Genomic DNA, 25738 nt, shown 5'->3' on the forward strand with positions numbered 1-25738 from the left:
ATTACTCTGCTGGAAAGCGGGCGACCAAAGGTTGCGCATTGTCGAATTTGCGTGCGGTTTTCCGGGCGAGGGCAAGAACCGGAAACCGAGAGCAAATCTTGGGAAGTAGCGATCTATTTTCCCAGGAATTGCGTATGACAAGGTCAGAGCGGTCTCTTTACAAAAAGCTGAGCCGTTCCTGGGTTGAGGGACCCCCCGTCCGGTTTTCCTGGCCGGACGGAAACAAGGCTTTGCGGGACATTGTTGCAGTCCCGCAAAGCTTTTTTTATGCCTTGTTTGCTGTTTGGGCGCCTTTCAACCGTTTCGATGCCTGCCGCGGCCAAGATTTATTGTGCAGCGCAACATTCTGCCGCATTTGTCGATTTTCATTTCAACACCAACGGATTAAGCTGATCCCGATTTGGTGTTGGGGGGAAGATGACCAAGTGGGTCTATAGGTTCGGCGACGGACAGGCTGAGGGCCGGGCGCGCGATCACGAGATTCTGGGCGGCAAGGGCGCCAATCTGGCGGAAATGTGCGCGCTCGGATTGCCGGTGCCGCCGGGGCTGACGATCGTCAGCGACGCCTGCAACACCTATTACAAGAATGGCCGCCATATCGAGGATGCGGTGAAGGCTGAGGTGCGCGCCGGCATATCGGCGATCGAAGCGGTCACCGGCCGCCACTTTGGCTCCGTCAGCCAGCCGCTGCTCTTGTCGGTGCGCTCCGGCGCCCGTGTCTCGATGCCGGGGATGATGGACACGGTGCTCAATCTCGGCCTCAACGACGAGACGGTGCAGGCGCTCGGTCATGATGCCGGCGACGCGCGTTTTGCCTGGGACAGCTACCGCCGCTTCATCCAGATGTATGCCGATGTCGTCATGGGCCTCGGCAACGACGCCTTCGAGGAGATCCTGGAAGACGAGAAGGCCAAGCTCGGCCATGAATTCGATACCGAACTCAGCGCCTCGGAATGGCAGCATATCGTCTCGCTCTACAAGAAGCTGATCGAGGAGGAGCTGGAGCGGGAATTCCCGCAGGATCCCGAAGTCCAGCTCTGGGGCGCGGTCGGCGCCGTCTTTTCCAGCTGGATGAGCGCGCGCGCCGTCACCTACCGCCAGCTCCACAATATTCCGGAAGGCTGGGGCACGGCGATCAACATCCAGGCGATGGTCTTCGGCAATCTCGGCAATTCGTCCGCCACTGGCGTTGCCTTCACCCGCAACCCCTCGACCGGCGAGAGGGCGCTTTACGGCGAATTCCTGGTCAATGCCCAGGGCGAGGATGTGGTGGCCGGCATCCGCACGCCGCAAAGCATCACCGAGGAGGGGCGGATTTCCTCCGGCTCCGAAAAACCCTCGATGGAAAAGCTGATGCCCGAGGCGTTTCGCGAGCTCTGCCACATCTGCACCGAGCTCGAGATCCATTACCGCGACATGCAGGATATCGAATTCACCATCGAGCGCGGCAGGCTGTGGATGCTGCAGACCCGTTCGGGCAAACGCTCGACCCGGGCGGCAATGAAGATCGCCGTCGACATGGTCGACGAGGGGGTGATCACCGAGGATGAGGCGGTGCTGCGCATCGAGCCCTCCAGCCTCGACCAGCTGCTGCATCCCACCATCGATCCGCGCGTCACCCGCCAGGTGATCGGCACCGGGCTGCCGGCGTCGCCGGGCGCTGCCACCGGCGCCATCGTCTTCACAGCGGAAGAGGCGGTCGAGGCGGAATCCGAAGGCCGCAAGGTCATCCTGCTCAGGGTCGAGACCAGCCCTGAGGATATTCACGGCATGCATGCCGCCGAAGGCATTCTCACCACCCGCGGCGGCATGACCAGCCATGCGGCGGTCGTTGCCCGCGGCATGGGCATCCCCTGCGTCGTCGGCGCCGGCACCATGCGCATCGATCAACGCAACGAGCGGCTGCTCGGCATCGGCGTCACCCTGAAGAAGGGCGATATCATCACCATTGACGGCTCGGCCGGCCAGGTGCTGAAGGGCGAGGTGCCGATGATCCAGCCGGCGCTGTCGGGCGATTTCGGCCGCATCATGGGCTGGGCCGACCGCGCCCGGCGCATGACGGTGCGCACCAATGCCGATACGCCGGCCGATGCGCTGGCCGCCCGCTCCTTCGGCGCCGAAGGCATCGGCCTTTGCCGCACCGAGCACATGTTCTTCGAGGGCGAGCGCATCCATGTCATGCGCGAGATGATCCTGGCCGTCGATGAGACGGGCAGGCGGCTGGCGCTCGACAAGCTGCTGCCGATGCAGCGCCTCGATTTCACCGGCCTCTTCACCGTCATGCACGGCCTGCCGGTAACGATCCGCCTGCTCGATCCGCCGCTGCACGAATTCCTGCCGAAAACAGACGACGAGGTGGCCGAGGTCGCCTTCGCCATGGGCATGGAGCCCTCCGTGCTTCGCCAGCGCGTCGATGCGCTGCACGAGTTCAACCCGATGCTCGGCCATCGCGGCTGCCGGCTGGCGATCTCCTATCCTGAAATCGTCGAGATGCAGGCCCGCGCCATCTTCGAGGCGGCGATTGCCGCGGCCCAGGAGACCGGGGCTGCCGTCGTGCCGGAAATCATGGTGCCGCTCGTCGGCCTGCGCGCCGAGCTCGATTACGTCAAGGCGCGCATCGATGCCGTCGCCGGCGACGTGATGAGCGAGGCCGGCATGAAGATCGATTATCTCGTCGGCACGATGATCGAGCTGCCGCGCGCGGCCCTTCGCGCCCATGTGATTGCAGAAGCTGCCGAATTCTTCTCCTTCGGCACCAACGACCTGACGCAGACCACCTTCGGCATCTCGCGCGACGATGCCTCGGCCTTCATCCCCACCTATCAGCGCAAGGGCATCATCGAGCACGATCCCTTCATATCGCTCGATTTCGACGGTGTCGGCGAATTGATCAGCATCGCCGCCGAACGTGGCCGGCGCACCCGCAACGACATGAAGCTCGGCATCTGCGGCGAACATGGCGGCGACCCGGCCTCGATCCGCTTCTGCGAGACGATCGGCCTCGATTATGTCTCCTGCTCGCCGTTCCGCGTGCCGATCGCGAGACTGGCGGCGGCGCAGGCGGTGATTTCAAATGGTCTGGACGAGGTCCGGCGCGGTCCGAAAGAGCTGCGGGCAGGCTTGTAAGATATTCGGTGGAGTTGGGCAGGAGTGCCCGTGGCGCTCAGTGATGATACCGCCAGCGATCTCGGTAGATATAAGGCCCGTTCAGATCCCAGGCCATGCTCTGCATCATCTCGGCACTCTGCGCCCGCGATTCGGCCCGCCGGTCGAGATCGATGCGCTGCAGGCAGGTGGCAAAACCATCCGTGCCGCGGCGGAAGCCATAGCTCAGGCACCGCTGCTCATCCGCCGCCCGCCGCTCCTCCGGCGTCATCGTCTGGCAGGCGGAGAGCCCGGCGACGATGGTGGCCATGACGGTGATGAGAAGACGAATACGCATTGGTTTATTCCTTGGAATGCTCGCTCCGAGCAAAGGCCATTCGGGCGAGGGCGTCAAGCCGCTCTTGGCCCGGGAGATCGCTGAGACCAGCCCCTCATCCGGCTGCCGCCACCTTCTCCCCGCGCGCGGGGCGAAGGGGACATGCCGCGACCTCTCCATTCCCCACTAACGTCTCGCAGGGCACGTCCCCTCTCCCCGTCAGAACGGGGAGAGGGTTAGGGTGAGGGGCAACCACCAATCCGACACCGAGAAACAGGATCACGCCGCCCCAGCCGGATCCCCGATCGGCAGCAGCGCCGGATTGAGCGGCGGATCCTGCGGGTTCTTCGTATCGGCCGGATCCTGTGCCGGCGTCAGCGGCGGTTTTTGCTGGATGGGGTCGGGAATGCCGGGTGTCGGCGTCGGGCCGCGCGGCGTATCGGCATTGGGTGTCGGGATCGGGTCTTTGCTGGGCATGAGTACCTCCTTTTCGAAAAAGGAACGGCAGCCTCAGCACTTGGTTCCACTTTCGCCGGCCAAGCTTTCTATGCATGAGGGGCATTCCTCTGTATGAGGAAAGCATGGCCTCTCCAAAAGAGGCCGGAATCACTGGAACGAGCATGGCCCTTCGCGATCGATTTTCGAAAAAACTGAACTGTCCGCAATGTGGCAATGAGGGCTTCGCCGAAGCCTCGGAAGTCGACGATCCCAAGCGCAAGCACCCGGATTTCAAGGTCGATCAGCTGCCGCGCGGCTTTGGCGTGCAGCGGCCCTCGAACAACCAGGAAAATTTCATGATCAAATGCGAATGCGGGCGCAAATTTCCCTTCCGCAGCGTCGCCGAAGCTGCGGCTGAGCGGCGCTGACATCTTGATCTAGACTCAGATCCGCTCCAGCAATTCGATGAAGGCATCGGCGAAACGCACCAGCGGCGCGGTCTCTTCATCGGGCGCCTGCATACGGATCTCCGTGCCGTGATCGTCGAGCAGCGCCAGCACCACGCGCATCTCCTGGCCGTCATCCGGAATGCGCAGCACGGCAATGCGCCGGCAATTCTGGACGAGGCCGCCGGCCGGCAGGTCGAACAGCAGTTCGCCGCCGGAGCGTGCCGCTGCCTGGCGCACCGCCTCGCAGAAGCCGGCATCGCCGCCGGCATAACCTTCGAGCGAAAGTTCGAGCTCGAGCAGCTCCATCGGCAGCATCGGCTCGGACTGGTGGTCGATCCCGCCAAGCGCAGACGCCTGCGGCCTTGCTGCAATCTCGGGTGAAATCATCCCGTCTCTCCTCTACATCTGGAGATGAAACCGCGGCAGAATGGCTCTTTTTTGACATATCAGCAAGGGCTTATGAAGCAGCCCCCGTTTCGCCATGGCCTTCCGCCGTGGATTCCAACGCAATGCCTCAGACAATAGTTTCAATTTAGCCGAACCTTGCCCCAGATCCGGATGATTTTAGGCCGGGCCGGCCTAAAATCTGAATCCGGATCTAAATCAAAGAATTGAGCATGATGTCGTCCGAAAACCGCTTCACACTTTTCGGCATCATGCTCTAAACAGGGGTGAGGCGATTTGCGTGGTCGAACGCGCGGGCGCTGACGAGCAACCGGTAAGTTTGATGGCCATCCGCTTCGACCGCCCCGTTTCCAACGCCGCCCGCTTTTCGCGGCTGCTCGGGGCGTTTTCCCTGGTGCTGGCGCTGGCCGTGATGATCGCCCACCGCTTTGGCGGCCTCGCCACACCCTATCTGGTGCTGCTGCTGATTGCCGCCGCCGGCGGCGCGCTGCTCGCCGCCATGCTGGCAGCCCTCGGGCTGCGCAGCCTCTGGATGACGGGGGCCGAAGGCGGGCTGGCGGCGCTGGCGGCTTTGATCTATGCCGCCGTTCCGCTCGGGCTCGGCGCGTTTGCCACCGAGCATTATTTGACCCTGCCTGATATCTACGACGTCTCCACCGATCCGGTCTCCGCACCCGACTGGCTGTCGCCGCCCTATTCCGACCAGATCTGGCTGAAGCGCAACGCTGATGTGACGCCGGAGGATCGCGAAAAGCAGCTCGCTGCCTATCCCGAACTGACCGGCCGGCGCTATGAGGGCGCGCTCGACCGCGTGCTGGAAGCAGTGCGCAAGGTCGCCAAGATGAGCGGCATTACCATCACCAAAAGCAGTGGCGACACCGAGCCGGGCCGCGATCCCGAGGACAGACCGGTCAAGCCGCCGCCGGTGGCCGATGCGCCCGATATCGTCCCCGTGCCGACGCCGCGCCCCTATGACGACGATGTCGCCAAGCTGATCCGCGGCGCCACCGGCGTGACGCTGCAGGGCACCACCCGCACGCTGATCCTCGGCCTGCGCTTCGATATCCTCATCCGCCTCCGTGAAGAGGCCGAAACCACCTTCGTCGACATCCGCGTCGCCTCCCGCTACGGCCAACACGACCTCGGCTTCAGCGCCGAAATCGCCGGTGATTTTCTGAAGGCGCTGGATGCCGAACTGCTAGGGATTGCTGGGGGGTGAGCAACGGTGGCGCAAAGCGCCAGCAATCGATCCAGTGAATCGATTGCAGTTGCGAACGCCCTGAGCCCAAAGCGAAGGGCCGGGAGAGGGTGCGGCAAACTCGCGCTATAGGGCAGCAACTGCCACCAAACGCTGGTTCCTCGAGTCCTCAACGGCGCGGCCGAATCTAGCACCGCGCGAACCGTACCCATCGCTATTGCGTCTCGACTGCTATGCGGCCTCAGCCTCACGCACCGTGTGAAAAAACGGAGCTGCGTCACGCTGTCGTAAACCAGTGAAGCAAACGGAAGACCAAGACCCAGCTCCTTGGGTTGACTCTGCGGCCGCGCGTGAAACATGCAGCAAAATCATGTACGGTGTTTAGCGCGGAATTCCTGTTGGGAGCAAAGACATGGAACGCAGATTATCTGCAATCCTGGCCGCCGACGTAGTCGGATATTCCGCACTTATGGAGCAAGACGAAGCGGGCACCTTTGACCGCCTTCGAGCCCGACGCACTGAGCTTTTTGAGCCCGAGATTGCGGGGCATCATGGGCGGGTCTTCAAGCTCATGGGCGACGGCCTCCTCGCGGAGTTCGGCAGCGTGGTCGACGCTGTCGAGTGTGCCGTATCTCTCCAGCGCGGAATGGCGGAGCGCAACGCTTCTGTAGCGGAGGAGGAGAGACTCAACGTCCGCATCGGCATCAACCTCGGCGAAGTGATCATGGACGGCGATGACCGCTATGGCGAAGGTGTGAACGTCGCGGCCAGGCTGGAGCAACTCGCCCCCCCAGGTGGGATCTGTGTTTCAGGCAAGGTGGCGAAGGAAGTCGAGAATAAGCTCGCGTTTGCCTTCGACTCTGCCGGGCAGCGGAAGGTCAAGAACATCGAAGAGCTTGTCGACGTCTACTACGTACGCATCGACGCCTCGCCACGCCGACGCCTTCCGCACAAGCGCGGGATCGGCCGTCCGTGGTGGGCACTCGGAGTCGCGGCAGCCATTGTGGCCGTGGTGGCCGCCTGGATGGCGCTGTACTATCCACTGACAGCGCGCTCCCCTGCAGTCTCCAGTACGATCCCATCCGTCGCCGTGCTTCCTTTCAAGGATCTGAGTGCCGACGAGAGCCTGGGATACTTGGGAGAAGGGGTGGCGAACGACCTCATCGCTATCCTCTCGCGCTTTGCTGATATCGCGGTCGTCTCGCGAACGTCATCGTTTGCGTATCAGGACAAGGAAGGTGACGTCCGCCAGATCGGCAAGGAGTTGGGCGTTGGCTATATCGTCGAAGGCAGCGTGCGCAAGGAAGGCGATAGGGTGCGCATCGTTGCGGAACTCATCGACGCTGAGACGGGGGACCATGTTTGGGCAGACCGCTTCGACTAGGCCGGAACCGACCCATGGGCGCTTCAGGATGAGTTGACCGGCAAGATCGTGGGGGCGATGACGGGCGAATGGGGAGCCATACGCAAAGCGGACTACAGTCAGGCCTGGGGCAAGGACAGCACCAACCTGGCTGAATACGACTACTACCTGCGTGCGGAAAGCCAATTGAACCTTTTCACGAAGGAAGGACTCGAGCGATCAGGTGACATCTCGCAGCAGGGGCTGCAGGTGTTCCCCGACTCCCCCTTATTGACCGTGGAGTTGGGGTGGTCTCACTGGATGAAGGTTGGGCTGCTTTACAGTTCTGACCCGCAGGCTGATCTTCAGGACGCGGGCCGACTGGCCGACAAGGTCCTCTCAAACAAGAACCTGAGCCCGCAGGTAGCGAGATTGGCACACTGGCTCCGTGCGTGGCTTCTAACGCTCAAGGGGGACCATGATGGGGCTGTTGCGGAAATGAACAAGGCCATTGCGGCGGCACCATACAATGCCTTCACCCTCACCGATGCAGGAAGTATTTTCCTACAGGCCGGTCAACCCGAAAAGGCGTTGGAATTGACCGACTCTGCAGCCGCTCGGGATCCGGGATTGTCCTGGTTCTTTAACTACGTGCGAGGCTTCATCTTCATCGTGCTTGGTAGAAACGAAGACGCAGTTGAGGTGCTGAAGACCACCGAATTTGCCGACGCGCCACTGCAACTCGCCATTGCCTATATGCGTCTTGGTCGCCAGGCAGACGCCCGAGCTGCCGTCGAGAAGATGCTCAAGTCAACGCCGGCTGCGACGATCCAGTCGTGGCGGCAGGCCTGGAACTTCCGAGATCCTTCCATTCTCGATCAAGCCGCCGCAGACCTTGCGCGCGCCGGTCTTCCAAGTGGTCGCGCTCAATAGCCAAACGGATTGATGTTCAGCCTTCGACGCCCCTACCGTGCCGCCGCAGGCGGCAGCAAGCGATCCGAGGAAGGAATGACGGCGAAGCGGAGTGCCGTGTCAGCCCCCCTCTGCCCTGCCGGGCATCTCCCCCACAGGTGGGGAGATTGGCTGGGCGCACCGGCTTCCCCAAACAATGAACGTCCAGAACGGCGAAACGATAGATGGGCGGGAAGTTCAAGCTACTTGTGATCTCCCCACCTGTGGGGGAGATGCCCGGCAGGGCAGAGGGGGGTATCACGGCGCGCCGGTAAGGTGAGGTAGGGCACACCTCCCAAGGCGGCATCACCCGCAACCACCGCTCACTCCTCCACCACCAACCACCCCGTATACCGCACCACCAACCCCGTCAGCCGCCCGCCGATCTCCACATGGAAGTGGAACCGCCCATCCCGCTCCTCCTCATACGTATCCCCACCCGGCGCCAGAAACATCGGCAGCGGAATGCCGAAAAACCGCCAGCCGCGCACCACGAGCCGCAACTTCTCTCCCTCCGGCACCAGCGCCAACAGCACCCGGAACGGCCCGAAGACTTCGGTCAGCAGATGCCGGTCGCGGCCCTTGCCCTCGACCTGGAAGCTGCGGAAGACCGTGCCGCCGAAATCCCGGGTCCAGATCTCCTTGTCGCCATCGGTTGCGAAGCGCACCGTGACCGGCACTTCCCAGCCCGCTTCGGGAAAGCCGATGACGCGGGCGACGACCCTGGCCAGAAGCCCGCCGCCGCGCTCGATCCGCGCCCGGCCGGAGGCGACGCGCGCGCCGCCGGCATGCAGGGCTGAAATGGCGGGCGGCAGCCGCTCCCAGGCGCTGCCGAGAATCCTGTGGTAGAGCGGCAGGGGCGCCGCCTCGGTTTCCATCCGGATGCCCGATGTGATCTGAAAACGCCGGAAGGCCGCTTCGAAATCTTCAAGCCGCAATTCCCCCGCCGCCGGCCGCGCGCCAGGCTCCGGCCGCACGCCGGTCAGCAGCCGGCGCACCAGCGCGTCGACGCCGATGATGGGAATGAACGGCCCGTCATCACCTTCGGCAATCAGATGCCAGCCTGAAGTCAGCCTCTTTCCCGCGTGATCGAGACCGCCGACGCGGACGAACATGCCGCCGCGATGTTCGCCGATCGCGAAACGATGGCTGGCGCCTTGCAGCAGCCGCGCAAACGGCAGCAGCGATGGCAGGAGCCGGAGGCGGACCAGCCGTGCCCCGAGGCTGAGCAAGTGCTGCAGCGGCTGCGGCTCGGTGCCGACACCGGTGAAGCTGGATTTGAGATCGGCAAAGCGCGCCGGCAGCAGCGCCAGATCCGGCGCATCCACAAGCAGGAACTTCCGGCTGCGCAGCGGCGTAACCCCCGGCGGCGCCACCGTCACCCGCATCGCATCGATCAGCCCGCGCCCGGCGGCCAGCCGTCCCTCGCGCAGCACGGTGACCTTCCTGCCGGCATAACTCGCGATCGCTCTCACGACATTGAGCCCGATCCGCACATGCGCCGATGGGGCAATGCCCGCCGAGACACTGTCGATCCGGGAAAAATGCGGCGCCATCGCATCGAGTGCGGCGAAGGAGAGGGCGGGCAGGCTGCTCAGCCCCGAGAGCGCAAAGGTGCCCTTGGCCCTGGCTGCGGCATCGAGCCCAGCGATGCCGGCGACGAAACCGGTGCTGTCGGCGATATCGGCATAATCGATGTCGAGATCGATGCAGGCCTCGGCCACCTTATAGGCATCCTCCCTGAAAGTCTGGAACGGCCCCGAGGCATCGACGACGAGATCGGGCCTCAGCCGCGTCAGCTGTTCGGTGAGATCGCCGTCGCGATCGAAGGCCACTGCCTGCACCATCGCGCCGAGATTGTTGCTTCCCAGGCCCTCGGCTCCATCTTTCGGCGTCCGGAGATCTGCAACGAAATCGTCAGCCTTTTCAAGCGAGCGCCCCGCAACCAGCAGCCTGAGCCTGGGTTGATCGCCAAGCAGCCGGGCAAGCCGCCCGCCGAAGGTGCCATAGCCGCCGATGATGAGCAGCGAAAACCGGTCGGCGCTCATGAGACGAAGCGGCGCCGCTGCTCCGGCGTCGGCACCATGCAGCTTTGCCGCCCGGCAATCTTCAGCCGGTTGCGGGCGATGAATTCATAGAGCGCATCGGCCGCCCGCCGCGGCAGCAGCCGGAAGATCTTGACCAGCGAATAGGGAAAGCCGAGGCCCGCCACCATGCGGATCGTGCCGTCGGATTTGAAGAAGCCGCGACCCTCTTCGATCAGGATATTGGTCTCATAGTCGCGCGCATCGAGCCCGTAATGCCGGTAGAGTGCGGCACCGAGCGGCGTCTGCGCCGCGAGGAAGCGGTATCGCTGCTGCTTGTCATGTTTCAGCACGAATTTCACCCAGCCGGAACAGAACACGCATTCGCCATCAAAGACGATCAGCGGCTGGTCATCGGCAAAATCAGGCACATCGGCATCGCTGCGATAGCTGTAAGCGGCACGCGTCATGGTAATCTCCCCATCTCCCGCTTACAACAGCCGGTAGGTGGCGGCAAGCGAAGGCGGCCCATCGGCCGCAATCTCGCCGCGCTCCAGGAGATCCTCGATATGGGCGAGCACCGAAAGGGCGGCCGCCCCATGCAGCTTCGGATCGGTATCGCGATAGATCACCTTCACCATCTCGGCAATCTGAGTGTCGCCCGCCCGCACGCGCGCCAGCACCGCCTGCTCGCGCCTGAGACGATGCGCTTTCAGCGCCCGGAGGAATCCGGCCGGCTCCGTCACCGGCCCGCCATGGCCGGGCAGCAGCAGCCGGTCGTCGCGCGCAATCAGCCGCTCGAGCGATTCCATGTAATCCGCCATCGAACCATCCGGCGGCGCGACGATCGAGGTCGACCAGGCCATGACGTGATCGCCGGAGAAGAGGATGTCGCGACCCGCAAGCGAGAAGGCGGCATGATTGGCCGTGTGCCCCGGCGTCAACACCGCCGTCAGCGCCCAGCCATCGCCCGATAGTGTCTCGCCGTCACCGATCGTTATGTCGGGCACGAATGATAGATCCGAGCTTTCGGCAAAGGGATTGATCTCGCCATCCCGCAGCGGCCGCGCCGGCCGGTGCGGCCCCCGGCCCACCGTCACCGCCCCCGTTGCCGCCTGCAGCCGGCCGGCGAGGGGAGAGTGGTCGCGATGCGTGTGGCTGACGAAGATATGCGTCACCGCGCGGCCGCCAAGCGCTGCCATCAGCGCCTGAAAATGCGCCTCGTCCTCCGGGCCGGGATCGATGACCGCGACCGAGGAAGAGCCGACGATATAGCTGTTGGTGCCGAAAAAGGTAAAAGGGCCGGGATTGTTCACTGTAACCCGCTCGACCCCTGCAACCACCGGCACGGCTTGCCCATAGGCCGGCTCGAAAGCGAGGTCGAATGCGGGCGTGTCCATGAAGGAATGATCTCGGGCCGATAACGTCGCCAATTCCTAGCACGACGGCGGCCGCTACGCAGCGCATAAATCTGCGCCGGGTTAAACTTAGTCATTGTGACAGGCGAAGAGCTTTGCTAATCAGGCGTCGATTTGAGCAAGCGGTTTCCGCTCAAGCTCTGGTGGGGCGTCGCCAAGCGGTAAGGCAACGGTTTTTGGTACCGTCATCCCTGGTTCGAATCCAGGCGCCCCAGCCACTGCTGATTTTACCCTTTTATTGCTGATCTTTGCACCCTCATGAAGCGGCGCGGATCTCTCCTATGTCATTACAAAGATGACCATAGGATTGTATTGATATCTTTACAAACATATAGATATGATTATATCATAAAGATATCTATACAATGAGGCCTTTATGGCGCGACCAAACCCAGAAAGCGCTCTGCGCTTCCCGCTTTCAACTATTTTGGGGAACGAAACGAATGTGCGGGTGATGCGGGAATTATCGCTTCACGGCGGGCAATTGAGTGTTGGCAATCTCGTCAACAGAACCAAAATATCCCGCCCTCCCATACTCGCCTCGTTGGCAACCCTCGCAAGTTTTCAAATCGTTACCGAAAGTGGAACCGGATATGCCCGTCTTTTTAGTCTCAATCGAGGCTCACCATTCTCTATCCCGGTGCAAATCCTGTTCGAGACTGAGGAAAACCGCTTTGCCCATATCCTTGCCGCAGTGAAAGAATGTGCCTCCCTCTTCGGGGACAAAGTTGTGGCGGCATGGGTATTTGGCAGCGTCGCGAGGGGCGAAGACAACGCCTCAAGCGATCTGGACGTGGCGCTCATAGCTCATGCGCCAGACATCGAAACGATACAAAACGGAAGCATCGATTTTCTTGCAGCCAAAGGAAAAGAGCTATCGTTTTCGCCGTCGATCAATACCCTGTCTATCACTGACCTGAAACGATTGCGCCAAAGCGGCGATCCCTTATGGCAAGCGTTTCTAAACGAAGGACTGGTAGTGCTTGGACCTCGTCCGGAATCAATACCGATGTGAAGAGACTACGTTGACCAGAAGCGGCCCTTCGAAATCCTCTGACGCTCGTCATGGTGCAAATCGCTTGATAATCGCCAGGGGATTTCTGGAATCGGCCAAATTGCAATCAGCAGTGCTCAAGCAGGAACACTCGGAAATCCGATTGCTGCGACTGTGGTCAACGCGGCAATCGCCTATACCGACGCACTCACGGCAACCTTCGCGAACAAGATCAATCAAAACGATCACGCAGCGGTCATCAAGACTTTGCGAGACGCATTGGGAAATCGACTGCCAAAATCTCAGGAGACCAGGCTAACTCGCATTCTCGGCAACAAAGACCTAGCCCAATACGGCGGCCGCTTCATGCTGCTATCCGACGCGGAATCTCTATTCGAGCAGTTGAAGGAATACGCAGAGTGGGTGGAAAACGAGATGACCCGCCGCTGATCTAAACTCTACGCCAGTCGCTATTTCCGCCTTCCCTAGGGGGCGTGGGTCTGGTGGACTTAACGCGGCTGCCCACTCTGTTGCCGCGAACTACCTGCCAAAATTTGAGTTCGGTTAATACTGTGGAGGATGAAGGTGGCCGAATTGTTCGGAATGCTTGATGATGAATGGGAAGGGCTGCAGCCCTATCTCGGCGGAACGTTTACAACCCAAACCTTTCGAAGCGCCGTAGAACAGAACGCACCGCATGCCTGGGCAAAACTAGTTGAGCGATATGGGCGGGGCGGAAAAGGCAGCGGCAAGTACTATTCGCCGTCGAACATTCTATACAATTACCTAAATGACAAAGCTCGCAATTCCCTGATTATTCGGCGTGGCCTCGTACCATCTGAAAAAGGGTGGGGAACGCGAATCGTGGTCCAATGGCAAATTGCCGATGCGGTTGCGCCAATCACAAGCGAAGAAGATAAGCAATTTATTGAAGGCAGAGAGGAGCGACGTGTGCACCTCTTGCGCGAACGAAAACCCGGCTTGCGACGAGATCTTCTCAGAGTTCGGAAACGTGTGGGCATGTCCTGCGACATCTGCAAAGCGACCGGTTCGCACATCGCGGAAGACATGCGCGACTCCATGTTCGAAGCTCATCACGACAAGGAGCCTTTCTCTACTCCCGGTGAGCGCGCGGTAACGATCAAAGACATGGCCTTGCTTTGTGCAAACTGCCATCGCTTGCTTCATCGCCTTGTGGCCCTGAAGGACCGATGGTTTGAGGTGGAGGAAGCCCGCCAGGAGTTTGGTTTCGAGCTCCAAGCCATATCCGCATGAAATCCGGCTTGACGCCTTAAGTCGCCGCACCGCTGACTAAATTACACTGTGACATCTCGTCCGGCGGCGCCAGCCTGTGAGCTTCTGTTAGTCGATAGCCGCTTTTTGCGTCACGCTCTTGCGCGCCATGGCTTCTTCAGCAAAGTTCGGCTTCAAATAGAAGGGTGGGGCATGAGCAAATCTTGGATGGTGCGCGCTGAGCGTGACGGGCGGCTGTTCGACGCGTTCAAAGAGAAATCGGCGGTCGCGATTGGCTGGAACGAAGTTGGTGACCTATCGAATGTGAAGACACGGAAGGCGATTAGCGATCTAGTTACGGCGACGTGGCCGGAGACTAAGCTACAGTCGGTTGCCATGGTTGCTGGCCAGCTTCATCGATTTGTCAACGAAATCGATGTCGGCGACATGGTCGTAACCTACAATCCTTCGCGCCGCGTTTATATGATCGGCGAGATCGCCGGCCCCTATCGCTACGACACTTTGGTCGATCCTGAAGATGCACAGGTTCGGCCTGTGCACTGGCAGGGAGAAGTCAGTCGGGATCTCCTATCCGTTGAAAGTCGTAACAGCCTCGGTGCAATCTCCACGCTGTTTCGGATATCAAACGATGTTGCCGCAGAGCTCAAGAAGGCGATGGTCTCGGGACAGCCTGTGAAACCAGAGGCGGTAGCGACGACAGATGCGACGGAGGACGATCTCTTCAAATCGATGGAGAGCCGCGCTCATGAGTTTATAAAGGACAAGGTCAACGCACTCGCCTGGGACGACATGCAGGAGCTTGTCGCGGGATTGTTACGCTCGCTGGGTTACAAGACGCGGGTCTCGGACGCAGGGCCAGATCGCGGGAAGGACATAGTTGCCTCTCCGGACGGGTTCGGTTTCGAGTCGCCTCGTATTGTAGTCGAGGTCAAACATCGTAAAGGCACAATGGGCGCACCGGACGTTCGAAGCTTCCTAGGTGGCCGACACCCGCAGGATAAGGGTCTGTATGTGAGCACCGGCGGTTTCACGCGCGAAGCTCGGTATGAAGCGGAGCGTGCAAACATCCCGCTGGCGCTCATGGATCTAGACGACTTAGTGAAGAGCCTGCTGGAGCAATACGGGAAGCTTGACCTTGAGGCTCAGCAACTCGTGCCCCTGAAGCGAATCTTCGTGCCGGCTTGGACATAGCGGTTAGTTATTCAGTTCCCCATCCGCAATGTCAGTCGGGCTTGCTGTTCGCTTCGTTGACTTCATCGCCTCAACGATCTCCATCGTTTCGACTGAAACGTGGGTGACGCGAGCGATCAGGTCAATCATCCTGAACCGCGCCAGGATCTCCGGAGGCCGTTTGGCTTAAGTTATGCGGCCAGCGCTAATTGGTCCAGCATGGCGTAGTATCGTACCTCGGCTTCGGCTGATGCTGACGACGCCGTTCACCGCCCGGAACAACGTGCGGGCGCGGATGGCGCGGCCTTCGGGGGCCATGTCGGACTGCAGTTCGGGCAGAGGTTCGGCGATCATATCCATGAGGAAGAGGTGCTCGTCGAGATGCCATTGCGGCGTCGGGCTGGTTTCCGGCGGGGAGTGGTCGAGTATCGCGTTCCAGAAGTTTCGAACGCGGCAGCGCCCGATAACCAACCGATCTCACCTTACCCGCGCTCTGCAAACAGTCGAACACCTGTGAGTCCGGCAAGCTTTTCCGCGAGCGCCTCCTGAAACCCAGCATCGCTAACCTCAGGCAAGGCCTCCCGCTGCCGGCGATGATACCAATAACCGCCGCTCACCTTCGCGGCCCCCGCATCGCTTGCCGCAAGCCACGTCTGCGTGAGGTGCCCCATCTCCAGGTCATCGGGTGCGCCGGCGCCGCCCATCTTGGTCGGGACCCAGCCGGGATCCACCGCGTTGCTCAGAACATCCGGCCAGTGGCGGGCGAGGGCGGCGGCGAGGGTGGCGATGTAGAGCTTGCTTTCCGAATAGGCCTGGCTGGCGTTCCATGGCCGCTTCTTCCAGTCGATATCGTCAAGGGCGCTGCTGCCGCTGCGGTGCATGCCGCTGGTGAGATAAACCAGGCGATCGGGACGGGCGATCCAGGCGGTGAGGAGATAGGGGGCGAGCACATTCACCGCCAGCGTCTTGGGGTGACCATCAGGCGTTTCGCCCCGGCTCCTTTCGAGGTAGATGCCGGCATTGTGGATGACGGCGTCCATGCGGCCGATGGCGTTGACCTGCTCGGCGATCGATCGCGTCTCGGCGGCGCTGGCGAGATCGCCGATGACGAGGCCGCGTGCGGCAGAGGAAATCGCTGATATGGCGGCGGCGCGCTCCCGGGAGCGGGCGTGCAGCACGACGTCATGGCCTTCCTTCATCAGGGTGCGGGCGGCGGCAAGGCCGAGGCCATCGGTGGAACCGGTGATGAAAATGCGGCTCATGGGTTGTCCTTTCGCGGCGGCGTGGTGGGCGTCAGTCAAGCAGCTTTCGTTGGGCTGCTCAATGCGGGAGTTGGGGCGTGGGTTCCCGTGCTCCCAGGTGAGGATCCATGGAAATTTACCGATCGGGATATTTCGGGATGTGGAGCAGGGTTGAGGCTATGAATTTTCCCGCTCGGTAATATGGCTGGTGGCGCTTCGCAGGTCTGTCCTCTCAGCGTGAGGATTTACGGCTGCCCCTTCGTGCCCATGCCTGCCCCTCACCCTAACCCTCTCCCCGTAAACGGGGCGAGGGGACGTACCTCGCGAGAGGTTAGTGGGGGACGGAGAGGTTGCGGCATATCCCCTTCGCCCCGCCTGCGGGGAGAAGGTGCCGGCAGGGCGGATGAGGGGCATTTTTCGCGGTGATTTCAGTGGCTTGACTCCAGTGCCCGCCGGCATCATGGCGGCGGGTGTAGATCCTCGGGTCAAGCCCGAGGATGACGGAGGATGGGGTGGGGCTCGGCGAAAACGGCAACGTCAGCCTGCGCCACTCGACCCCGCCACTTCACCAAACGCCACCTCACACGCCCGCTTCACGCCGCCGCTCCGCCCCCGCGGCAATCGTCTGCACCAGCTCATCCACCTCCCGCGCCAGCCGCTCCAGTGGCAAGCCGACGAAGCGGCCTTCGAGGCTGATGCTGACCACCCCATGCACTGCGCCGAACAGGGTGCGGGCGCGGATGGCGCGGTCTTCGGGGGGCATGTCGGGCTGCAGTTCGGCCAGCGGTTCGGCGATCACGTCCATCAGGAAGAGGTGTTCGTCGAGGTGCCATTGCGGCGTCGGGCTGGTGTCGGGGGGGAAGTGGTCGAACAGCGCCTTCCAGAGGTTCCGGTGCTCGACGGCGAAGCTTAAATATCCCTGCGCCAGGTTGCGCAGCCGGTCGGTCGGCGGCTTGTCCTTGGTTTCGGAAAGCGTCAGCCTCGCCTCCAGCGCCTTCAGCGTCGCGGAGTTGACGTGGATGACGAGCTCGGCGAGGTCTGAAAAGACCGTGTAGAGGCCGCCGAGCGCGCAGCCGGCATCCTGGGTGATGTCGCGGGCTCTAAGGTTCGTCAGCCCGTCGCGGGCGATCCGCTCGCGCGCCGCCTCGATCAGCCGGGCCTTCAGGTCTTCGCGTTTTTCTTCTCGTCTGCCGGCCATTAACCATTCCACTTCGATTTTTTGAACGTCGTTCAAAATTTATCTTGAACGACGTTCATGATTCTGGCATAACACCTCTCGTGAACAACGTTCATAAACCGGAGGAAGGAAATGTTCAAACTGATTTCCATTTTGTTGCGGGGCAGGGCGCATGATGCCGAACAGGCTTTTGCCGATCGCAACGCCGTGCCGCTGCTTGCCCAGCAGATCCGCGATGCCGCCCAATCGATCCAGTCGGCCCGCCGCAGCGTCGCCGTCGCCATCGCCCAGAACGAGCAGGAGAGGGTGCAGTACGCAGCAATCGTCGCCCGCATCGCCGATCTGGAAAACCGCGCCTCCGCCGCATTGGCGAAGGGCAATGAGGGCCTGGCCCGCGAGGCGGCCGAGGCGATCGCCTATCTCGAGGCCGAGCGCGATGCATCGGAGAAGGCGCAAGCGCAGTTCACCAGCTCCATCGACAAGCTGAAGGCGATCGTCCGCGCCTCCGAGGCGCGGCTGCAGGAGCTGCAGCGCGGCGAGCGGCTGGCGCGGGCCACGCAGGAGGCGCAGAAGCTCGATGTCGTCGTCGCCGGTCCAGGCCTTGCGACGCTCGACGATGCCGAGGAAACGCTGGCCCGCCTTCGCCTGCGCCAGAGCCAGAATGAGCTGACGGCGGCCGCCCTGAAGGACATGGAAGGCTCAATCCGCCCGGCCGGCATCATCGAAAAGCTTGCCAATGCCGGCTTTGGGGCGCCGCTGCGCTCATCCGCCGATGATGTGCTGGCGCGGCTGAAGAGCCGCATCACGCCTGCCGCCTGAAATTGCATCCATCCAACCATTCATCCATCGAACCATAGGGACCACTGATATGAACGACAGTTTCCAGAAACATTCCGCCAGCTGGGTCAGCTTCTCCTACATCTCCTTCGGCTCGGCCGCCTTCATGCTGGCGCTTGGCCTCTACATGATGCCGCTCGATCTCTGGGGCAAAGGCTATCTCGCCATGGGCATTCTGATGCTGGTGCAGACCACGGTGAATATTACCAAGACGCTGCGCGACAACGCCGAATCCGAGAAGCTGATCCGCAAGGTCGAGGATGCCCGCACCGAGAAACTGCTGGTCAAGTTCAATCGTAACGATGAAGATTAATCTTCGTTAACCGCACTGCAGAGTTGTTACCGCACTCAACTATTGCGTAACAACTCTGTGGCCTTCTCTGCCTGCCGAAAGAGGAACGAGCCCGTGCAACACAATCTGATGACATCAAGGAAATTCGCGCCGCTGTTCTGGACCCAGTTCCTCACGGCCTTCAACGACAATTTTCTGAAGAACACCCTGGTGTTCCTCATTCTGTTCAAGATGTCGGCGAGCGAGGGGGCTGCCCTGGTGACGCTGGCCGGCGTCATCCTCATCGTCCCCTTCCTGCTGCTCTCGGCGCTCGGCGGCGAACTCGCCGACAAGCATGACAAGGCCAGGATTGCCGAGCTGTTGAAACGCTGCGAGATCGCCATCGCCGGGCTTGCCGTCGTCGGTCTGGCCTTCTCCTCCATCTTCGTGCTGATGGCAGCACTGTTCGGCTTCGGCGTCGTCTCGGCGCTGTTCGGGCCGATCAAATACGGCATCCTGCCCGATCATCTCGAACGCCGCGACCTGCCGAAGGCCAATGCCTGGATCGAGGGCGGCACCTTCATCGCCATCCTCGCCGGCACGATCATCGCCGCCTTCGCCTTCTCCGGCGGCGACAATGTGCTGATCTTCGGCACGATGATGATGGGGCTGTCGGTGCTCTGCTGGCTGGCCAGCCGGATGATCCCGCCCACCGGCTCCAAGGCGCCGGATCTGGAGATCGACCGCAATGTCATCCGCTCCAGCTACACCCTGGTCATGGAAATCCGCGCCGATAAGCGCCTGTGGCGTTCGGCGCTGATGAATTGCTGGTTCTGGCTGGTCGGCGCCTTCGTTCTCTCCATCCTGCCGACCATGGTCACCGAGCTGCTCGGCGGCTCCGAGCTCGTCGTGCCGGCCTATCTCACCGTCTTTGCCATTGCCGTCGCCGTCGGCTCGGCGATTGCCGCCTGGATGTCCTCCGGCCGCATCGTGCTGCTGCCGGCCCCGGTCGGCACGGCGCTGCTTGGCCTCTTCAGCCTCGATCTCGCCTGGAACCTCTGGGGCTTGGCTTCGGCAAGCCATGCGACGACGATCGCCGGCTTTTTCGCCGGTGAAAATACCATCCGCGTCGCCATCGATCTCGCCGGCATGGCGATATCAGGCGCCTTCATCGCCGTGCCGACCTTCGCCGCCCTGCAGACATGGGCGCATGAGGATCGCCGCGCCCGTGTCATCGGTGCCGCCAATGTGCTGTCTGCGATGTTCATCACCGTCGGCCTCGGCCTGGTTGCCGCCGTCCAGGCGCTCGGCGCCTCCATACCGCAGATCCTCATCGGCCTCGGCATCATCAATTTTGCCGTCGCCTGGCTGATGCTGAAAACGCTGCCGACCAATCCCTTCCGCGATTTCATCTCGATCCTGTTCCGCGCCTTCATGCGCCTCGAGGTCGAGGGTCTCGAAAACATCAAGAAGGCCGGCCGCGCGCCGATCATCGCGCTGAACCATGTCAGCCTGCTCGATGGCGCCCTGGCGCTCGCCATCACCGAGGAAGAGCCGACCTTTGCCGTCGATTACAAGATCGCCCAGGCCTGGTGGGTGCGCCCCTTCCTGAAGATGTGCAAATTCCTGCCGCTCGACCCGACCAAGCCGATGGCGACGCGGTCGCTGATCAAGGTGGTGCAGGACGGCAACCCGATCGGCATCTTCCCCGAGGGCCGCCTGACGGTGACCGGCACACTGATGAAGGTCTATGATGGCGCCGCCATGGTCGCCGACAAAACAGGCTCGATGGTCGTGCCGGTGAAGATCGACGGGCTGGAGAAGAGCTATCTCTCCTACCTCGATAACGGCAAGATCCGCCGCCGGCTGTTCCCCAAGGTCAAGGTCACCATTCTCGAACCGGTGAAGCTGGAAGTGCCGCCGGAGCTGAAAGGCCGCAAGCGCCGCACGGCGGCAGGTGCCGCCCTTTATCAGGTGATGTCGAACCTGCTGTTCCAGACCGCCGATACCTCGTCGACCGTGCTCGATCGCGTCATCCGGGCCGGCCACGAATTCGGCATGGGCAAGCTTGCCGTCGAAGATCCGGTCATTGGCCGGCTGACCTATGGCAAGCTCTTGACCGGCGCTGCCGTGCTTGGCGCCAAATTCCGCGCCCGCTTCCCGGAAACCAACCTCGGCGTCATGCTGCCGAATGCCAATGGCGCCGCCGCCACCCTTCTCGGCGTGATGACGGCGGGCAAGGTGCCGGCGATGCTGAACTTTACCGCGGGTGCCGCCAATATCCTCTCCGCCTGCAAGGCCGCCGAAGTCAAACATGTGCTGACCTCGCGCGCCTTCGTCACCCAGGCGAAGCTCGGTGCCGTGATCGAGGAGATGGAAAAGCAGGTGACGATCGTCTGGCTCGATGATCTCAGGGCCGAAATCTCACTCAAGGACAAGATCCTGGGGTATCTGCGCAAGGCGCGGCCGCTGGTCAAACGCCAGCCGGATGATCCGGCCGTCATCCTCTTCACCTCCGGCTCCGAGGGCACGCCGAAGGGCGTGGTGCTCACCCACCGCAACATCCTGTCGAACGCCGCCCAGGCTGCCGCCCGCATCGATTTCCACAGCGGCGACAAGGTGTTCAATATCCTGCCGGTGTTCCATTCCTTCGGGCTGACGGCCGGCACGGTGCTGCCGCTGATCTCGGGCGTGCCGGTCTATTTCTATCCGTCGCCGCTGCATTACCGCATCGTGCCGGAACTGATCTATGTCTCCAACGCCACGATCATCTTCGGCACCGATACCTTCCTCAATGGTTACAGCAGGACGGCGCATCCCTACGACTTTCGCTCGATCCGCTACATCTTCTCCGGCGCCGAGCCGGTGAAGGCCTCGACCCGCCAGACCTATATGGAAAAATTCGGCCTGCGCATCCTCGAAGGCTATGGCGTCACCGAGACCGCACCGGTGATTTCGATCAACACGCCGATGTACAACAAGTCGGGCACCGTCGGCAAAATCCTGCCGGGCATGGAATGGAAGCTCGAACCGGTGCCCGGCATCGAGGAGGGCGGCAGGCTGCATGTGCGCGGCGCCAATGTCATGGCCGGTTACCTCCGTGCCGAAAAGCCCGGCGTGCTCGAGCCGCTGATCGATGGCTGGCACGACACCGGCGATATCGTCACCATCGACGAGGATGGCTTCGTCAAGATCCGCGGCCGCGCCAAACGCTTCGCCAAGATCGGCGGCGAAATGATCTCGCTCGCCGCCGTCGAGACGCTGGCCGCCGAGCTGTGGCCAGGCGCCCTCTCGGTCGTCTCCTCACTGCCCGACGCCAAGAAGGGCGAGCGCCTGGTGCTGTTGACCGACGCCCCCACCGCCACCCGCGCCGAATTCCTCGCCTTCGCCAAATCCAGGGGCGCCATGGACATGATGGTCCCGGCCGAGGTCAATATCGGCAAGGTGCCGGTGCTGGGCTCCGGCAAGGTGGATTTCGTCGCGGCGCGGAAGCTGGCGGAAACGGCGGCGCAGGGGGTGGAGGCGGCGTAAGCGGCGAGTTTTTCAGCCGCTAGCCTGACTGAAAGTGCTTCGATCCCTGCCGGTCGAACGGCAGCAAGACGATGACCTGCAAAACAAAACAGGCGGCACCCGGCCGCCTCAGTTTGCCGACAACCTCGCTCTCCACTCGGCGTCATCCTCGGCCCTGTGCCGAGGATCTGCTACGAATCAACTGGCAGTAGATGCCCGGGACAAGCCCGAGCATGACGAAAGAGGAGTTGGCGAGACGGCGCGAAGTCTGGTGAGAGCGCCACTCCCAATCTCCGTCATTCCCTTCCTCTGGCAAAGCCCGTGGAAGGGAATGACGGAGGAGAGGTGGGGCGAGACGCAAGAGGCTGCCCTTGGTGCGAACCTGATAGCAAAGCCTCGTCCCGGGCATCTGCAGCCAGTGCAGCAGATCCTCGGCACAAGGCCGAGGATGACGCCGAGTAAGGAGCGAAGTCTGTCAACAAACAGGCGGCACCCGGCCGCCTGTCTTCGCATCTCAAACAAACCGTCCGTTACTTCTGTTCGGGCGCCAAAAACTCTGCGCAATAGGACGGGCCGTCGACGCCGGGGATGTCGGCGACGGTACGGATGTCGCGGATGGTGTAATCGGAGCTGGTGGTGATTTCGGCCTGGCAGCGCAGGTAGGCGGTGCGGGCGGAGGAAATCTGCTTGCCGCGCTTGCCGTCGGCGCCTTCGGCATATTTCGCCGGAATGCGCACGGTCTTGTAGCCGCCGCGCCAGGTATAGATGGTGGTCGAGCCTTGCTCGCTATCGCTGATCGGCGGACCGTAGGCGGCAAAGAAGATGCCGGCCGATTTGCCGACCCAGCGGGCCTCGATCGGATTGCCGGCGGAAGGAATGGTCGTGCATCCGGCAAGCGCAATTGCAAGCCCGGCCGCGGTCATGGTGCGGAAATTCATCGTGTCGTCCCTGATCTCAAGCGCAGTGGCTGCGAAGCCGCCGTCGCAGCGGTTTCGCCTGTCCCGTCTGCCCTTTAGCGCGGAACCTGGCAAAAGAAAATTGCCCCTTTGACACTTCCGTTCGATTTGCGAGAGGTGTGGCTTTTTGCTGCAGCCGCGTGACCCCAGACCTGTCACGTCACCGTCAAAAATTCCCCCGGCTTTTTGGAATTTGGTGCTTGTGCAACCAGATAGGCTGTTCTATAGAAGCGCCGCTGGTCACGGAGTGTAGCGCAGTCTGGTAGCGCACCACGTTCGGGACGTGGGGGTCGAGTGTTCGAATCACTCCACTCCGACCAGCTAGAAACCCCGCTCCGGCGGGGTTTTTCGTTTCTGCTGATCTCAGCCGAAATTCCCCAGGATTTCACCGTTTGATTCATGCGATCCCTGACCGCCCTCGCGCGTTGCGCGCTGTGGATCAAAAGGAGCCCCGCCGAAACGGGGGAATTTGGGTACGGGCGGATCGCACTGCAAGGGGTGGCGTACGGCCCCGTCACGAGGGGGCACCTGCGCGATCCTTGCGACCTAACCCATAGATAGTCGGAAAAGTTCCTGTGCGGTTCCGCACCAAGCGTTAGATAGATCGCTCGTCGCACCAGTCGTTCCGCCGCTTCGGTCACAAGCCGTGAAAAGCGCCCCGCGCCCGAAGGATGGCTGTCGGCTACTTGTTTCATTCGAATGAGAGCACATCTCGATGGAGTAAGCGCCGTCAGGAAAACAAATGGCATACGAGCCTGATATGGCTATCGTCTTCGACAGCGTGACAAAGGCGGTGATCGTAAGTTTCCGCGGAGTCACGGTCTATCTGCCAGGTCCCTATGCTGACCGAAAGGCGGCCGTCCTTACCGCCGAAGCGCATTGCCGCCGACTTGGCTGGCAAGATTGATCGCGACTTATATCAACGATCCAAACGGCAGATATTTGTATTGTGAATCGCTCGTCCTTTCGCAATGAGCGCGCATGCCGAGGCAAAATGTGCTAAGCTCTCTTGGTCGGTATCGAACATCGTTGCCGGTCTATCGTCGCTGATCATCAACAATTTCAGTGGCTTATGTGCGGTTTTGTCATAAACGCACAATTTCGCGGGACCCATAGCCAGTCTTTTGCCGTCCCGTAGCTTTCATTACACCCACAGGCGTTTGGTTTGACATCCAAGCTCCCCACGCGGAGCTGCTATGCCCCACTTCGACCAATCGACCGTCGAGAACACTCTACTGAAATTGTTGAGCGTAGACGGCTTCGCACGCCTCTCGGGAGAGATGGAGCACGTCGACCTTCCATTGCGGTACGTTCTTGTTGCTAGCGACGTCCCATCCACGCATGTCTGCTTCTTGGAAAGGGGCTTGGGATCTATTGTTGTCGGCAGCACCGACGAAGAAGCGGTGGAGATTGGCCACATCGGGTCCGAAGGCGCATCCGGCATGCACGTCGTCCTGGCGGTAGAGACCACCCCCACGCGCACGTTCATGCAAGTCGCAGGATCCGGAATTATGGTGCCGATGGAGACGTTTCAGCGCGCGCTGGCCGATGATCCCGAGATGAAGGATTTCTTCCTTCGCTATGTTCACACAACCGTGCTGCAACTCGCCCATTCGGCGCTTGCGAACGCCCGCTTCAATATGCATGAACGGTTGGCTCGATGGATCCTGATGTGTCACGACCGCCTTGAAGGCAACAACCTGCCAATTACCCATGAATTTCTGGCATTGATGCTTGGTGTCCGGCGTTCGGGCGTCACCAATGAACTACACGTCCTTGAGGGCGTCCACGCCATCCGATCGACCCGCGGAAACGTGCGAATAGTGGACAGGGAAAAATTGATCGAAATTGCCGGTGGCTGCTATGGAGTGCCGGAGCGCGAATACGAAAAGGTGCTGGGTCTTCGGCTCCGCGCCAGGTACATTAGCCCACTCGCTTAACCGCTTCCGAAAAAGGCAACACAAGCAGGATATAGCCTGTTTCGTTTCTGATCTCGACGCTTCTTGACGCAATGTCATATCCGAGGAGCACAGCACTGCTCATCAATGCGCGAGCATCATGCCCCGCTTCAAGGCGAGCGGCATCCAAAATCAGCAAGCTCGGTTCCTTCCCAGTCGTCGAGCGATCCTCCTTCAGACAGAATGTTGAAGTAGAAGCGTGGCATTCGAAATCCTTCAAAGCCGGCATGGCCGGCAGGATAGCCTGTTCATTTTGCCTTTCCGTCGCGCTCAAAGCAACAGCATCGGTAACGCATTCGCCACTGTGCCATGTCATCGCCGGCAATTGTGCGCAACCGCACTGATGGTTGGCCTTGCGAGGTTGATGCACTACGGTTTTCTTATCGCGATCCGAGTGAGCCGTTGCGACGCTCAAGGAGGATGATATGACGGACTTCAATCTCTCTCTCCAGATCGAAGACGTGAACATGCTTTCGGATGCTGTTCGGACTTGGTACCGGCATCATCACGCCACGCCAACGGAACAATCAACACAGCTACTTTGCAGCGCGGCGATCGACCTCTATAATCAAGGACATAGGACGCGCGAGGAACTGGGCACACTGCTGATCATGAAGTTTGATAGCCTTCACTCACTGGACGTCAACGCGCCGACGTCGACGTCTCATCACTAGTGAATCGGTCTGGCGTGACTCTAGAGGCGATGGAACGTGCGGCGCCGTGC

At 61.4% G+C, this 25738-nt stretch carries 22 protein-coding genes, 2 tRNA genes and 2 pseudogenes; 15 read left to right on the forward strand and 11 right to left on the reverse strand.

Going from position 1 to position 25738, the window contains the following annotated elements:
• Nucleotides 1–417: 417 nt before the first annotated feature.
• Nucleotides 418–3126, forward strand: coding sequence for a pyruvate, phosphate dikinase (gene ppdK / locus AC1D2N_RS09185; protein ID WP_018240961.1), 2709 nt, complete (start codon nt 418–420; stop codon nt 3124–3126).
• Between the two features lie 37 nt (nt 3127–3163).
• On the opposite strand, the gene AC1D2N_RS09190 is transcribed toward ppdK, so the two are convergent.
• A complete protein-coding gene (locus AC1D2N_RS09190; RefSeq protein WP_018240962.1) occupies nt 3164–3442 on the reverse strand; it encodes a hypothetical protein in 279 nt (92 codons plus the stop codon).
• Nucleotides 3443–3700: 258 nt separating this feature from the next.
• Nucleotides 3701–3898, reverse strand: a complete 198-nt coding sequence (locus tag AC1D2N_RS09195; protein WP_130651889.1) for a hypothetical protein — start codon at nt 3896–3898, stop codon at nt 3701–3703.
• Nucleotides 3899–4041: 143 nt separating this feature from the next.
• On the opposite strand from AC1D2N_RS09195, the gene AC1D2N_RS09200 reads away from it, so the two are divergent.
• Nucleotides 4042–4287 (forward strand): hypothetical protein, encoded by a 246-nt coding sequence (locus tag AC1D2N_RS09200; protein ID WP_018449220.1) that lies wholly within the window; start codon nt 4042–4044, stop codon nt 4285–4287.
• 15 nt (nt 4288–4302) lie between these two features.
• Here AC1D2N_RS09200 and AC1D2N_RS09205 read toward each other — a convergent pair whose 3' ends face one another.
• On the reverse strand, nt 4303–4695 hold the full coding sequence (locus AC1D2N_RS09205; RefSeq protein ID WP_018240964.1) for a hypothetical protein: 393 nt from the start codon (nt 4693–4695) through the stop codon (nt 4303–4305).
• Between the two features lie 340 nt (nt 4696–5035).
• Between AC1D2N_RS09205 and AC1D2N_RS09210 the strand changes: the two genes are divergently transcribed.
• Nucleotides 5036–5932 (forward strand): DUF1499 domain-containing protein, encoded by an 897-nt coding sequence (locus tag AC1D2N_RS09210; protein WP_477981170.1) that lies wholly within the window; start codon nt 5036–5038, stop codon nt 5930–5932.
• 391 nt (nt 5933–6323) lie between these two features.
• Nucleotides 6324–8186: pseudogene (locus AC1D2N_RS09215) on the forward strand (adenylate/guanylate cyclase domain-containing protein).
• A gap of 341 nt (nt 8187–8527) precedes the next feature.
• Here AC1D2N_RS09215 and AC1D2N_RS09220 read toward each other — a convergent pair.
• From AC1D2N_RS09220 to AC1D2N_RS09230, 3 genes are read right to left on the reverse strand one after another with little or no spacing between them, the layout of a single operon-like run.
• On the reverse strand, nt 8528–10252 hold the full coding sequence (locus AC1D2N_RS09220; RefSeq protein ID WP_130651891.1) for a saccharopine dehydrogenase family protein: 1725 nt from the start codon (nt 10250–10252) through the stop codon (nt 8528–8530).
• Nucleotides 10249–10698 carry a thiol-disulfide oxidoreductase DCC family protein gene (locus AC1D2N_RS09225; RefSeq protein WP_018240968.1) on the reverse strand — a complete coding sequence of 150 codons (450 nt, stop codon included), beginning with the start codon at nt 10696–10698 and terminating at the stop codon, nt 10249–10251. Before AC1D2N_RS09225 ends, AC1D2N_RS09220 begins: the two co-directional genes overlap by 4 nt.
• Before the next feature lie 21 nt (nt 10699–10719).
• Nucleotides 10720–11628 (reverse strand): MBL fold metallo-hydrolase, encoded by a 909-nt coding sequence (locus AC1D2N_RS09230; protein ID WP_130651892.1) that lies wholly within the window; start codon nt 11626–11628, stop codon nt 10720–10722.
• Between the two features lie 162 nt (nt 11629–11790).
• Between AC1D2N_RS09230 and AC1D2N_RS09235 the strand changes: the two genes are divergently transcribed.
• From AC1D2N_RS09235 to AC1D2N_RS09255, 5 genes are all read left to right on the forward strand, one after another.
• Nucleotides 11791–11864: transfer RNA gene (locus tag AC1D2N_RS09235), tRNA-Gln, on the forward strand.
• Nucleotides 11865–12022: 158 nt separating this feature from the next.
• Nucleotides 12023–12661, forward strand: a complete 639-nt coding sequence (locus AC1D2N_RS09240; protein ID WP_245484536.1) for a nucleotidyltransferase domain-containing protein — start codon at nt 12023–12025, stop codon at nt 12659–12661.
• Nucleotides 12662–12814: 153 nt separating this feature from the next.
• Entirely contained in the window at nt 12815–13090 is a 276-nt protein-coding gene (locus AC1D2N_RS09245) for a hypothetical protein (RefSeq protein WP_018240973.1), read from the forward strand.
• Between the two features lie 135 nt (nt 13091–13225).
• Complete coding sequence (locus AC1D2N_RS09250) at nt 13226–13915, forward strand: HNH endonuclease (protein ID WP_165403079.1); 690 nt, start codon at nt 13226–13228, stop codon at nt 13913–13915.
• Between the two features lie 171 nt (nt 13916–14086).
• On the forward strand, nt 14087–15085 hold the full coding sequence (locus tag AC1D2N_RS09255) for a restriction endonuclease (RefSeq protein WP_026188295.1): 999 nt from the start codon (nt 14087–14089) through the stop codon (nt 15083–15085).
• 225 nt (nt 15086–15310) lie between these two features.
• On the opposite strand, the pseudogene AC1D2N_RS09260 reads toward AC1D2N_RS09255, so the two are convergent.
• The 3 genes and pseudogenes from AC1D2N_RS09260 to AC1D2N_RS09270 form a co-directional block, all read right to left on the reverse strand.
• A pseudogene (locus tag AC1D2N_RS09260) lies at nt 15311–15511 on the reverse strand (hypothetical protein); the annotation flags it as partial.
• A 35-nt stretch (nt 15512–15546) separates the two neighbouring features.
• The gene (locus tag AC1D2N_RS09265; protein ID WP_130651893.1) at nt 15547–16326 is read right to left on the reverse strand and encodes an SDR family NAD(P)-dependent oxidoreductase; all 780 of its coding nucleotides are present in this window, start codon (nt 16324–16326) and stop codon (nt 15547–15549) included.
• A gap of 559 nt (nt 16327–16885) precedes the next feature.
• Entirely contained in the window at nt 16886–17503 is a 618-nt protein-coding gene (locus AC1D2N_RS09270; protein WP_130651894.1) for a TetR/AcrR family transcriptional regulator, read from the reverse strand.
• Nucleotides 17504–17614: 111 nt separating this feature from the next.
• On the opposite strand from AC1D2N_RS09270, the gene AC1D2N_RS09275 reads away from it, so the two are divergent.
• The 3 genes from AC1D2N_RS09275 (at nt 17615) to AC1D2N_RS09285 (ending at nt 22121) form a co-directional block, all read left to right on the forward strand.
• Complete coding sequence (locus AC1D2N_RS09275; RefSeq protein WP_130651895.1) at nt 17615–18301, forward strand: PspA/IM30 family protein; 687 nt, start codon at nt 17615–17617, stop codon at nt 18299–18301.
• A 49-nt stretch (nt 18302–18350) separates the two neighbouring features.
• Entirely contained in the window at nt 18351–18632 is a 282-nt protein-coding gene (locus tag AC1D2N_RS09280) for a YiaA/YiaB family inner membrane protein (RefSeq protein ID WP_003546080.1), read from the forward strand.
• A gap of 93 nt (nt 18633–18725) precedes the next feature.
• A complete protein-coding gene (locus tag AC1D2N_RS09285) occupies nt 18726–22121 on the forward strand; it encodes an acyl-[ACP]--phospholipid O-acyltransferase (RefSeq protein ID WP_130651896.1) in 3396 nt (1131 codons plus the stop codon).
• Between the two features lie 509 nt (nt 22122–22630).
• On the opposite strand, the gene AC1D2N_RS09290 is transcribed toward AC1D2N_RS09285, so the two are convergent.
• Nucleotides 22631–23038 (reverse strand): hypothetical protein, encoded by a 408-nt coding sequence (locus AC1D2N_RS09290; protein ID WP_018240983.1) that lies wholly within the window; start codon nt 23036–23038, stop codon nt 22631–22633.
• A 261-nt stretch (nt 23039–23299) separates the two neighbouring features.
• Between AC1D2N_RS09290 and AC1D2N_RS09295 the strand changes: the two genes are divergently transcribed.
• Nucleotides 23300–23376, forward strand: a tRNA-Pro gene (locus AC1D2N_RS09295).
• Between the two features lie 876 nt (nt 23377–24252).
• Nucleotides 24253–24996, forward strand: a complete 744-nt coding sequence (locus AC1D2N_RS09300) for a Crp/Fnr family transcriptional regulator (RefSeq protein ID WP_130651897.1) — start codon at nt 24253–24255, stop codon at nt 24994–24996.
• Here AC1D2N_RS09300 and AC1D2N_RS09305 read toward each other — a convergent pair.
• On the reverse strand, nt 24980–25453 hold the full coding sequence (locus AC1D2N_RS09305) for a DUF6894 family protein (protein WP_245484443.1): 474 nt from the start codon (nt 25451–25453) through the stop codon (nt 24980–24982). The two genes, AC1D2N_RS09300 and AC1D2N_RS09305, sit on opposite strands and share 17 nt — an antisense overlap.
• Here AC1D2N_RS09305 and AC1D2N_RS09310 point away from each other — a divergent pair.
• Nucleotides 25440–25688 carry a hypothetical protein gene (locus AC1D2N_RS09310; RefSeq protein ID WP_130651898.1) on the forward strand — a complete coding sequence of 83 codons (249 nt, stop codon included), beginning with the start codon at nt 25440–25442 and terminating at the stop codon, nt 25686–25688. The genes AC1D2N_RS09305 and AC1D2N_RS09310 overlap by 14 nt on opposite strands.
• Nucleotides 25689–25738: the final 50 nt, after the last annotated feature.

The sequence above is a fragment of the Rhizobium sp. P1_B8 genome (assembly GCF_056406515.1).

Coding starts and splice junctions, on each gene's coding strand:
- AC1D2N_RS09275 (WP_130651895.1), top strand. CDS start 17,615: ATGTTCAAACTGATTTCCATTTTGTTGCGGGGCAGGGCGCATGATGCC.
- AC1D2N_RS09300 (WP_130651897.1), top strand. CDS start 24,253: ATGCCCCACTTCGACCAATCGACCGTCGAGAACACTCTACTGAAATTG.
- ppdK (WP_018240961.1), top strand. CDS start 418: ATGACCAAGTGGGTCTATAGGTTCGGCGACGGACAGGCTGAGGGCCGG.
- AC1D2N_RS09230 (WP_130651892.1), bottom strand. CDS start 11,628: ATGGACACGCCCGCATTCGACCTCGCTTTCGAGCCGGCCTATGGGCAA.
- AC1D2N_RS09205 (WP_018240964.1), bottom strand. CDS start 4,695: ATGATTTCACCCGAGATTGCAGCAAGGCCGCAGGCGTCTGCGCTTGGC.
- AC1D2N_RS09210 (WP_477981170.1), top strand. CDS start 5,036: ATGGCCATCCGCTTCGACCGCCCCGTTTCCAACGCCGCCCGCTTTTCG.
- AC1D2N_RS09240 (WP_245484536.1), top strand. CDS start 12,023: ATGGCGCGACCAAACCCAGAAAGCGCTCTGCGCTTCCCGCTTTCAACT.
- AC1D2N_RS09195 (WP_130651889.1), bottom strand. CDS start 3,898: ATGCCCAGCAAAGACCCGATCCCGACACCCAATGCCGATACGCCGCGC.
- AC1D2N_RS09225 (WP_018240968.1), bottom strand. CDS start 10,698: ATGACGCGTGCCGCTTACAGCTATCGCAGCGATGCCGATGTGCCTGAT.
- AC1D2N_RS09280 (WP_003546080.1), top strand. CDS start 18,351: ATGAACGACAGTTTCCAGAAACATTCCGCCAGCTGGGTCAGCTTCTCC.
- AC1D2N_RS09290 (WP_018240983.1), bottom strand. CDS start 23,038: ATGAATTTCCGCACCATGACCGCGGCCGGGCTTGCAATTGCGCTTGCC.
- AC1D2N_RS09270 (WP_130651894.1), bottom strand. CDS start 17,503: ATGGCCGGCAGACGAGAAGAAAAACGCGAAGACCTGAAGGCCCGGCTG.
- AC1D2N_RS09190 (WP_018240962.1), bottom strand. CDS start 3,442: ATGCGTATTCGTCTTCTCATCACCGTCATGGCCACCATCGTCGCCGGG.
- AC1D2N_RS09265 (WP_130651893.1), bottom strand. CDS start 16,326: ATGAGCCGCATTTTCATCACCGGTTCCACCGATGGCCTCGGCCTTGCC.
- AC1D2N_RS09220 (WP_130651891.1), bottom strand. CDS start 10,252: ATGAGCGCCGACCGGTTTTCGCTGCTCATCATCGGCGGCTATGGCACC.
- AC1D2N_RS09310 (WP_130651898.1), top strand. CDS start 25,440: ATGACGGACTTCAATCTCTCTCTCCAGATCGAAGACGTGAACATGCTT.
- AC1D2N_RS09200 (WP_018449220.1), top strand. CDS start 4,042: ATGGCCCTTCGCGATCGATTTTCGAAAAAACTGAACTGTCCGCAATGT.
- AC1D2N_RS09255 (WP_026188295.1), top strand. CDS start 14,087: ATGAGCAAATCTTGGATGGTGCGCGCTGAGCGTGACGGGCGGCTGTTC.